General features: G+C 58.2%; 7 protein-coding genes and 2 tRNA genes. 4 read left to right on the top strand and 5 right to left on the bottom strand.

The window, feature by feature from the left end:
* Positions 1 to 15 precede the first annotated feature (15 nt).
* Positions 16 to 570, bottom strand: a complete 555-nt coding sequence (locus A3730_RS17930; RefSeq protein ID WP_063520750.1) for a DUF4399 domain-containing protein — start codon at positions 568 to 570, stop codon at positions 16 to 18.
* 177 nt (positions 571 to 747) lie between these two features.
* Here A3730_RS17930 and gltX point away from each other — a divergent pair, with 177 nt between their 5' ends.
* From gltX to A3730_RS17915, 3 genes are all read left to right on the top strand, one after another.
* Complete coding sequence (gltX, locus tag A3730_RS17925) at positions 748 to 2,232, top strand: glutamate--tRNA ligase (protein WP_063538601.1); 1,485 nt, start codon at positions 748 to 750, stop codon at positions 2,230 to 2,232.
* Positions 2,233 to 2,490: 258 nt separating this feature from the next.
* A tRNA-Ala gene (locus A3730_RS17920) sits at positions 2,491 to 2,566 on the top strand.
* Positions 2,567 to 2,571: 5 nt separating this feature from the next.
* Positions 2,572 to 2,647 (top strand) — tRNA-Glu (locus tag A3730_RS17915).
* A gap of 179 nt (positions 2,648 to 2,826) precedes the next feature.
* Here A3730_RS17915 and A3730_RS17910 read toward each other — a convergent pair.
* Entirely contained in the window at positions 2,827 to 3,534 is a 708-nt protein-coding gene (locus A3730_RS17910) for an RES family NAD+ phosphorylase (protein ID WP_063521319.1), read from the bottom strand.
* Positions 3,525 to 3,932: an antitoxin Xre-like helix-turn-helix domain-containing protein gene (locus A3730_RS17905; RefSeq protein ID WP_063521532.1), complete on the bottom strand. Its 408-nt coding sequence runs from the start codon at positions 3,930 to 3,932 to the stop codon at positions 3,525 to 3,527. Before A3730_RS17905 ends, A3730_RS17910 begins: the two co-directional genes overlap by 10 nt.
* A gap of 174 nt (positions 3,933 to 4,106) precedes the next feature.
* On the opposite strand from A3730_RS17905, the gene A3730_RS17900 reads away from it, so the two are divergent.
* Entirely contained in the window at positions 4,107 to 5,144 is a 1,038-nt protein-coding gene (locus A3730_RS17900) for an amidohydrolase family protein (RefSeq protein WP_063521408.1), read from the top strand.
* A 143-nt stretch (positions 5,145 to 5,287) separates the two neighbouring features.
* On the opposite strand, the gene A3730_RS17895 is transcribed toward A3730_RS17900, so the two are convergent.
* Both A3730_RS17895 and A3730_RS17890 read right to left on the bottom strand, forming a co-directional pair.
* Positions 5,288 to 6,172 (bottom strand): NAD(P)-dependent oxidoreductase, encoded by an 885-nt coding sequence (locus tag A3730_RS17895; RefSeq protein WP_063521407.1) that lies wholly within the window; start codon positions 6,170 to 6,172, stop codon positions 5,288 to 5,290.
* A partial coding sequence (locus A3730_RS17890; protein ID WP_231883989.1) for an SMP-30/gluconolactonase/LRE family protein occupies positions 6,169 to 7,340 on the bottom strand: 1,172 nt, incomplete at its 5' end. The genes A3730_RS17890 and A3730_RS17895, both read right to left, overlap by 4 nt.

Raw genomic sequence — 7,340 nt, 5'->3', positions numbered from 1 at the left:
GTCCGTGCAGCGCTTTTATTCCACCGTGATGGTGATCTTCTCGGACATGACCGGTGGCTCATGGGGAACATGGCGATAATCGCCCAGCAGTAGTTGCAGGGTATGGGTGCCCGGCTCCAGTTCCAGCTCGGTTTCAGTCTGACCCTTACCGAAATGCACTACCTGGTCGTTGGCGGGCAGGGGCATGCCCATGTCCGGCAGGGTTTCCAGGTCGATGAGCAGGTGGTGGTGGCCACTGTTTTCTTGCTCATTGCCGGCCGGAGCCACATCCATGCCTTCCAGGCCAAAGACAACCTTCACCGGACTGCTGACGGTGGCGCCATTGGCCGGGCTGACGATTTCAGCGGCGGCGCCTTCCGGGGCCGAGCTGCGGGTGATGCCGGTGGCAGCGGGTTTGTCAGCGCTGTCATCTGTGTTCATGTGATTGCTGTGATCGGCGGCGGCCGGGGCTTGTGCAGCTGGGGCGGCAGCCTCTTTGGCGGCGTCTTCGCTGTTGTCGGAACAGGCTTGCAGCAGGGTAGTGCTGGCAATCACAGCGACGAGCAGGGAACGTTGAAACGGAATACGCATGGTCTTTTCCTTGAGCAGTTGAATCCAATGAAGACCTGCTGCCAGACAAAACAAGGCAACAGAGTGAACCGGAATCACGAAGTTGTCATAACCATAGCAGAAACCCCGGGCTTCGTGTCTACATGGTGGCGGCTTTGACAGGTATAATTCGCGCCAGTTTGCATTATTGGAGTCAGCATGACTGTTCGTACTCGCGTCGCCCCGTCGCCCACCGGTGATCCCCACGTCGGCACGGCTTATATTGCCTTGTTCAATCGTTGCTTTGCGCAGCAGCATGGCGGCCAGTTTATTCTGCGTATCGAAGATACGGATCAGACCCGTTCCACGGATCAGTCCGAACAGATGATCCTGGATTCTCTGAAATGGCTGGGGCTGACCTGGGACGAAGGCCCGGACGTGGGCGGGCCGCATGGGCCGTACCGGCAAAGTGAACGCAAGGGGATGTATCGCCAGTACGCGGACGAGTTGATCGAAAAGGGCCATGCGTTCAAGTGCTACCGCACCAGTGAAGAGCTGGATACGCTTCGTGCTGCGCTAAAAGAGAGCGGCGAGAACCGGGCGCTCAAGCCGTCGGATCTGGAGCTGCCGGCGGATGAGCAGGCGAAACGTGAAGCCGAAGGCGCACCCTACGTGATTCGCATGCGGGTCCCCATGGACGGTCGCTGTGAAATTCAGGACATGCTGCGTGGCACGGTCGAGCTGGACTGGGCGCTGGTCGATGCACAGATTCTGCTGAAATCCGACGGCATGCCAACCTACCACCTGGCGAATATCGTGGACGATCACCTGATGGAGATCACCCATGTCATTCGTGGCGAGGAATGGCTTAACTCTGCGCCCAAGCACAAATTGCTCTATGAATATTTTGGCTGGGAAATGCCGGCGCTGTGTCACATGCCGCTACTGCGTAACCCGGATAAATCCAAACTCAGCAAGCGCAAGAACCCCACCAGTATCCTGTTCTACCAACGCATGGGGTATTTGCCGGAAGCGTTGATCAACTACCTGGGCCGTATGGGGTGGTCCATGCCGGATGAGAGCGAGAAATTTTCGCTGGCGCAGATGCAGGACGCGTTCGATATCCAGCGTGTGTCTCTGGGGGGGCCGGTGTTCGATGTGGAAAAACTTAGCTGGCTGAACGGCCAATGGTTGCGCGATCAGAGCGATGAGCAATTTCTGGACTCGCTGCTGGACTGGGCTTACAACCGTGATTACGCCATGAAAATCATCCCGCACTTGCGCCAGCGGGTGGAGACCTTGTCGGAAGTGGCCGACAAGGCAGCGTTCTGCTTTAACGGTATGCCGGCGATCAACGAAGCCAGTTTCGAGCATAAGCAGTACGCCACCGATGACATCAAGGTGTGGTTGCAGTATCTGCTCTGGACCTATGAAGCGCGCAACGACTGGAACCGTGATGGCTTGTTCGCCGACGCCAAAGCCATCGCCGATGCCCTGGAAGTGAAGATTAAGGATTTCCTGTTCCCGGTCTTCATCGCCATTGCCGGCACCAGTGCCAGTTTCTCGGTGGTGGACTCCATGGAGATCATCGGTTCTGACATCAGCCGTGCCCGCATCCGCCACGCCATTGAGATATTGGGTGGGGTATCCAAGAAGCAGATGAAGAAGCTGGAGAAGGCTTACCGGGATCTGCCGGTGGGTTGAAAGTCTGACCGACTGGGGGCGAGTTGCGAGAAGCGAGTTTCGAAGAGCAAAACCTGAAACTCGCTCATGCCTGAAGGTTTTCGCGACTCGAAACTCGTCACTCGCTACTGCTTTTGCCCAGTTTTTCAGCAACTTGCTCAGGATGTAGTCAAATCGACTTCATTCTGAAAAAAAACCGCTGGCTGGCGCTTGACAGGGTAGGGGTGGCCGGTAGAATACGCCGCACCTACCGGGATGCACCTGATCCCACTGGTATTTGGGGCTATAGCTCAGCTGGGAGAGCGCAACACTGGCAGTGTTGAGGTCAGCGGTTCGATCCCGCTTAGCTCCACCAAACACGTCCCCTTCGTCTAGTGGCCCAGGACACCGCCCTTTCACGGCGGTAACAGGGGTTCGACTCCCCTAGGGGACGCCAAATAGAAAAGCCTCACTCGAAAGAGTGGGGCTTTTTTATGGCCGCTTTACGGCCGTAACACGTTTTACGCAACATGCATCACGCTACAGGTCAGGCCTGATCTTGCGGTCCCAGGATAAGCCGCAAGTAGTGAATGCCTCTCTCCTATGCGTCGCTTACTGGAAACACTGCTTCCTGCGTTAACTCAGCCGGCGGATGGTAAGGGTGTGGGCGATTTTTTCGCCGTCCCAGATGTATTCGTAGTGAGCGCTGGGGGTAATGCTGGCGATAATTTGCGGGGTCAGCAGGGCGTAGCAATGGCTGCCGGCAGCTCGCACCGATTCGTAATGAATGCCGCTGTGTTGTTGGTCCCGTAATTGCTGACCGAGCAGGTGGGCTGCGCTGTAATCATCGGGCGCATGCCAGCGTGGGTGGTCGCTGGCGGGGGTGATATCGATGAGTGTCGCGGTGAAATTGACCTTCAGACCGCGCATCACGATGCGGTCATATTTGAGGCCATCCACCTGCTGGAAGTAGCGTTGCTGGTGATAGCGGGTTTCGGCGATGGCCGTTGCCATGCGGTCGGCGCAATAGAATACGCCGTAATGGCCCGCAGAGAAGCGCGAACCGGCCGGGTTCACATGCACGAAAGGGCCCAGGGCGTAGTTGCAACCGGGGATGCCCCAGGGGCGCTGATCGGGCGGTACCCGGTTCAGCTCGCCAACATCATTCTGCAGGCGTGGATTGGTGAGTGCCTGCACCGCAAACAGCGCATCGAAGTCAGCCTGGTCCGCCACATCATCGAAGATGGCGATGGGGGGGTATTTGCCATTGACCAGCCGGTAGGCGATTTGTCCGCGTAGCGTGGTACATGGCAAGGCATCGGTATTCGGTTCACTCAGCCCCATTGGCCGCCTCGCAGGCTGTCGAGCTGACGGTGCACCTCGTAAAGGCTGGCGACCCGGCCGCTGCCCATGATGCTCATGGGCGTGGCGCCATTAAAAAAGGCGTTATGGTTGGCCATGCGCACAAAGCCGTACACGTTCTCCTTGTTCCCGAACAGGGTCCGTAGCGCCTGATGGATATTCAGCAGGTAGCTGAGGCGCTCGAGCAGGTCCTGGCTTACCCGCGCGCTGTCTGGCTGGCTCTGGTATTTGTGCAAGGTGGAGCGGCCGACACCGAGTAGCGCCATTTTCTCCTTTTCGCTGCACTGCCAGTGCTCCAGTAGTTTCAATACCGCACGCAAGGCGGCATGGCGGGCGCCATCGTCCAGAGCTTGTGGGGTATAGGCTGTTGCGGGTTCCATGTTTTGCCTCCTGTTGATGACAATAATGGTCTATATTTTGGTTTTTGTCTATATTGAGACATTCGGAGCAAGAAAATGTCATATCCATGAACAACCTGAGATGTCTGTAGTCACTGTATTGCGGTCATTGGATGGCCGGGCGCCGGGTTGGTGAACATTTGCTGGAGAGGCTGGATGGGAAACAGGGTTAATGTGTTGGGTAGCGGAGTGTTGCTGTTGGCTGCGCTGTCGGCAGGCTGTGCCAATGCAGGAGATGTTGCGAGCCGGCAATGGACTGATGCGCACCTGCACTATGTGGATTTCATGCAGGACAGTGAGGGCGCCCAGGCGATGATCGCGGCCATGGATGAGGCAGGTGTGGAGCGAGCCTGGGTATTTGGTCTGCCGGTGATGAAAAAATGGCAGGCAGAGGCGCCACGCCGCCCCCGCTATTATCTGGGCGATGAGGCGCCGCTGTATTACTACAGCGCCACGGATGACATTGTGGCCCAGGCGGTGTTGTCGCTGCCGGAGGAGCAGCAGGCGCGGTTGCAGCCGTTTATCAGTGGTTTCAACCCCACGGACATGCACGCAGCGGAGCAGGTGGAAAGCCTCATTGAGCGTTATCCGGGGCTGTGGCAGGGGATTGGAGAAATTCTCACCCGGCATGATCAGCTCACTGCGCTCACCGAAGGAGAGACTCCCCGGGCCAACCATCCGGCACTGATGAAGGTGTATGCAATGGCGGGGCGCTATGATCTTCCCGTGTTGCTGCACAGCAACTTGACCTCCCTTCGCGAAGAGACACCGATCTATCTGGGGGAGCTGGAAGAGGCGCTCAGTGAACACCCGGAAACCCGTTTTTTGCTGGCCCACGCAGGCACCAGTGGTGGTGTGGAAGAGCGACAGGCGCCACTGGGGACCTTACCGCCTATCCTGCGGGCATTACTGAGCCGCTATGAAAATTTGTACATCGACCTGTCGTGGAGCGTGAAAGACCACTACCTGATTGATGACGGCGTGCCCAGCAAGGAGTGGCTGGCCCTTATCCGTGAATTTCCGGACCGTTTTACCCTGGGAACCGACCTGGTGGGGCATTTCGACAGCATGGAGAAGGTGCTGGGCGAGTATGAACCGTTGCTGGAAGCATTGCCCAAAAAAGTGGCGGAGCAGCTTTCACACGGGAATGCGGACGCGCTGGTGCCCAGAAAAGGGGCAGTGAAGTTGCCTTGAATGAAGATTTGTCGTGGATTTAAGGGCAAGCCCCGGTTTCTGATGAGGGCTGTTTTTTCGCCTTGCGGGGTGCCTGACGCCTAAACCCGCAATCACATCGGTGGTGGTGTGGGTTTCAATTTTATTGCGTCAGGCATGCGGCTTCAGGTTTCAGGCTTTTTCTGTAATCGACGCAGCAGGGACGATGTATCCCAGCGGCCCCCACCCATGGCCTGAATATCCCGGTAAAAGTCGTTTATCTGCTCCGTGACGGGCAGGGGTGTCCCGTTCCGGGCAGCTTCGTTCAGGCAGATATCCAGGTCCTTGCGCATCCAGTCCACCGCGAAGCCGTGCTCATACTGGTCGTCGATCATGGTCTGGTGCCGGTTTACCATCTGCCAGGAGCCGGCGGCCCCCTGACTGGTGGTTTCGAAGACTTTGCTGGCATCCAGGCCGGCGTTCAAGGCAAAGGCGACGCCTTCTGCAAGCCCTTCCACCAGCCCGGCTACGCAGATCTGGTTGACCATTTTGGTCAGCTGGCCACTGCCCGCCGGCCCCATCAGGTTGGTGGCTTTGGCGTAATGCTGAAGGGTGGGGAGTACGCGCTGATAGACCGCCTCGTCACCCCCGCACATGATCGAGAGTTGGCCGTTTTCTGCTCCTTGCTGTCCGCCGGAGACCGGGGCATCGATAAAATGATTGCCCTGCTTTCGACAGGCGGTATCCAGCTCGCGGGCCATTTCTGCGCTGGCAGTGGTGTGATCGATCAGAATGGCGCCCTTGGCCAAGCCTTGCAGGGCGCCGTCATCACCGAGCGTTACCTGACGCAGGTCGTCGTCGTTACCGACACAGACAAAGACCAGATCCGCTCCCCGGGCGGCTTCGGCAGGTGTGGCTGCGTAGTTGCCTGGGTAATCCCGTGCCCATTGCTGCGCCCGGAGAGTTGTTCGGTTGTACACCGTCATGGAAATGCCTGCTTCGGCCAGATGGCCGGCCATGGGGTAGCCCATGGTGCCTAGTCCGATAAAGGCGGCGTTCAGGGCGCTCATTTGTCGCTGCCTCCATCATTAATGTCAGTGAGGGGGCTGTTATCGCCCAGGGGGTAAGCGGCAAAGCGAGGCTCGGTAAGGCTGCCCAGGTAGAGGGTGTTGCCATGCTGTTCGGCGCTGGTGATCGGGGCGAAGGCGCCGTCGCTGTTGTCTTGCAGATTGTGAGTGACCTGTCCTTGCTCGTCGAGGCCGAGCACAAAGCCGTGATGCACCGGTTGCGGCTGCAGGAAGCTGGGCATACGGAAGGCCACTTTGCGCAGCAGGGGTTTGTCGGAAAGGCTGTCGAGCATGGCATTACGGGGACTGAAAAGGGCAAGCCAAAAAGTGCCGTCGCCGTTGGCCGAGATGCCATCCGGGATGCCGGGCAGGTTATCCATGAAGATATCGTGGCTGCCGGCTTTGTCGCCTTTGAGCCAGTAGCGAACGATGCGGTAATTACCGGTTTCGGTCACCAGTACGAAGTCTTCATTCTGCGACAGGGCGATACCATTGGCGAACTGCAGGCCATCCAGCAGGACTTCGGCTTGGCCGGTGGCCGGGTCGTAACGCAACAGCCGCCCGTGGCCGCCGTGTTCCATGATGTCGTCGCGGGCATGCATGGCCGGGCCAAATTTGCTGGAGGCATCGGAGAAATAGGCGATGCCGTTGCTGTCCACATCCACGTCATCGGTGAAACCGTAGGCTAGTCCGTTAGCGCTGTCGCTCAGGGTTGTGATAGCGCCGGCCGCGTTGATGCTCAAAAGTCCTTTGTAGCCATCGGCAACGATCAGGTTGCCAGAGGGCGCAAAATCCAGACCCAATGGCCGGCCTCCGGTGTTGGCGATCAGATCCGGGTTCTTGCCGTCGGGATCAAAGCGAACAATGCGGCCATCTACATAGCCCACGTACAGGTAGCCTTCATCATCAATGGCCACATCTTCCGGGCCAACGCCTTCATCCTTGCCGAGTATGCGGCTGTCACTGAGTGCCGTGTTGGTGGCGTAGGGGCCTTCCAGGGCGGGGGCCGTAGGGGCTTGCCAGGCGACGGGCTCGATACTGACCGGCCAGAATAGCAGGTAGGCGGCAATGGCGATGATGATGAGAAGCGCGAGAATTTTTTTCATTGTCATGTCTGCGTTGGCTAGCGAGACGATGATGCTTGCATGCACGGCGCAACCACGCAAATGCA

Source organism: Alcanivorax sp. HI0044 (assembly GCF_001634945.1).
The sequence above is the reverse complement of the archived record's forward strand: the minus strand, read 5'-3'. Positions and strand labels throughout refer to the sequence as shown.

Excerpts from the sequence above, each read along its gene's own strand:
- A3730_RS17930 (WP_063520750.1), bottom strand. The coding sequence starts at position 570 with ATGCGTATTCCGTTTCAACGTTCCCTGCTCGTCGCTGTGATTGCCAGC.
- gltX (WP_063538601.1), top strand. The coding sequence starts at position 748 with ATGACTGTTCGTACTCGCGTCGCCCCGTCGCCCACCGGTGATCCCCAC.
- A3730_RS17910 (WP_063521319.1), bottom strand. The coding sequence starts at position 3,534 with ATGGGGCTGAGTGAACCGAATACCGATGCCTTGCCATGTACCACGCTA.
- A3730_RS17905 (WP_063521532.1), bottom strand. The coding sequence starts at position 3,932 with ATGGAACCCGCAACAGCCTATACCCCACAAGCTCTGGACGATGGCGCC.
- A3730_RS17900 (WP_063521408.1), top strand. The coding sequence starts at position 4,107 with ATGGGAAACAGGGTTAATGTGTTGGGTAGCGGAGTGTTGCTGTTGGCT.
- A3730_RS17895 (WP_063521407.1), bottom strand. The coding sequence starts at position 6,172 with ATGAGCGCCCTGAACGCCGCCTTTATCGGACTAGGCACCATGGGCTAC.